The organism is Mesobacillus sp. (assembly GCF_049588175.1).
Classification (GTDB): Bacteria; Bacillota; Bacilli; order Bacillales; family Cytobacillaceae; genus Mesobacillus.
In genome coordinates this window covers 1-1,929 of the sequence record NZ_JBAVFI010000311.1, presented here as the reverse complement: position 1 = coordinate 1,929, position 1,929 = coordinate 1, and the positions used below count along the sequence as shown (strand labels likewise).

Here is a 1,929-nt window from a genome sequence, read left to right as displayed (position 1 = left end):
GTTTAGGCCTGCCTTTTTTATATGCCAGCAATTGTTTTCTCATAATAACTTGGGTATATATATGTAAAAGAAAGGATGATCAACTGTGAAAATAGAAATTAGAAAGCCCGCATTAAACGAACTGACGAAGATTGATTTCGGCCAAGACGAAGGAATAAGAATATTAGCTGAGTTTGTAGGCACTTGCTCGATTGCTACAGACATTGAGCTTCACATAGAAGAAATGCAAGAAAATGATCTAGTAATAAATGAAAAAGGAATTAATTTCTTCGTTCCAAAGAAATCCATAGAATCACTGCCTGATAAAATATTTTTAGATTATAAGCCGGGATTAGGCTATAAAATATCCTCAGCGGAAGAAACCTTTGGTTATAATTTTAAGCTGAAATATAAGAACAGTTAGTTAATGAAATAGCCCCGTGGGGTTATTTTTTTTGTTACACATAGATGGCTGCCCATTAAGGGATGAAAGTAGTATGGACATTGAAAATGTAGAGATAGTGCGATGCAGGGCAGGATTAATGACTATTTATGAATAATGACAACTAAAGGCAGAAAAAAACTATTTCAAGCGGATTGATAAAATATCTGAGGTGCTTGCCGGTTTGCGTCTACTGTCTAACCTTTGTTTAAGAAAAAGATTGTCAGTTCAGTTGTTCCCCCTTATAATGATATTATTTCGAGTCTAGAAGGATTAGGGGTGTTAACAAATGAATAATAGGACCGAACAGCAAGCTGGCGTTTTATATGCAGCTTTTTCTTATATTTTATGGGGTATACTTCCGGTTTACTGGAAGCTGCTTCATCACGTGAATGCCGATGAGATCCTCGCTAACCGGGTATTTTGGTCGTTCTTTTTCGTAGCAGCTGTTCTGTTCTTCAACAAGAAATGGAGCCTATTTACCTTAACAATGCGCGGCCTTGCTAAAAATAAAAAGCAATTTGCAGCCTTGGCAGTAGCATCATTGCTGATCAGCATTAACTGGTTCATCTACATTTGGGCCGTCAATACGGACCAGATGATAGAAGCGAGCCTTGGCTATTATATTAACCCGCTTGTCAGTGTGCTTCTGGGCATGGTCTTCCTGAAGGAAAGACTGACCTTAATGCAATATGCATCTTTTGCTTTGGCAGGAGCTGGCGTAGTGATCATGACGATATCTTATGGCCAGTTTCCTTGGATCGCTGTTTCACTTGCGATTTCTTTCGGGCTTTATGGGCTTGCGAAGAAATTGATAAAAGTTGATTCCGCTGTAGGCCTTGCACTTGAAACACTTGTTGTTATGCCGCTTGCTGGAATTTATATTGGATACTTGTTTTTCCAAGGCTCCAGCTCGCTATTTGCTGGTTCTTGGACGACAAGTCTGCTGCTTGCTGGCGCGGGCGCAGCTACTGCCGTACCATTGTTGTATTTCGCCAAAGGTGCCCAAAGAATTCCGCTGGCAACACTAGGAATCCTTCAATATATTGCTCCAACTATAACCCTGATCCTTGGGATCTTTGTCTACCATGAAACTTTCTCAATGACTCATCTGTTAGCTTTTACCTTCATCTGGTCTGCGTTGATCCTTTATTCACTATCTAGGACGAAGCTTGGGACTGCTATGAGTGTGAGATGGAAAAAGGAAAAGGAAATGCATATGTAAAAATAAGAGCTGCGGATATTCCGCGGCTCTTATTTTATAAGATAAGAAAGTATAAAATTCACTTCGAGAAATGGCCTGCTCCAGCGCCTAGCCCCTCGAGTCGCTTCGGTCCTGCCAATGAAGTCAAAGAACGACTTCACTGTCAGGCCCTCCGACGGACGCGATGTCCTAGTGCCGACATTGCCACAGGACGTGGCGGTTTTAGTCGGCCAGCGCTTGTCGGACTTGCACAGGATGTGCTGACGGCAACGTTGCCACAGGACGTGGCAACGTCGCCGTTCCT

At 42.0% G+C, this 1,929-nt stretch carries 2 protein-coding genes; both read left to right on the top strand.

What is annotated here, in order from left to right:
* Positions 1–85 precede the first annotated feature (85 nt).
* Positions 86–403, top strand: a complete 318-nt coding sequence (locus tag WB217_RS07625) for an iron-sulfur cluster biosynthesis family protein (RefSeq protein ID WP_423992156.1) — start codon at positions 86–88, stop codon at positions 401–403.
* A gap of 307 nt (positions 404–710) precedes the next feature.
* Positions 711–1,646 (top strand): EamA family transporter RarD, encoded by a 936-nt coding sequence (gene rarD / locus WB217_RS07620; RefSeq protein WP_423992154.1) that lies wholly within the window; start codon positions 711–713, stop codon positions 1,644–1,646.
* The last annotated feature ends 283 nt before the right edge of the window (positions 1,647–1,929 follow it).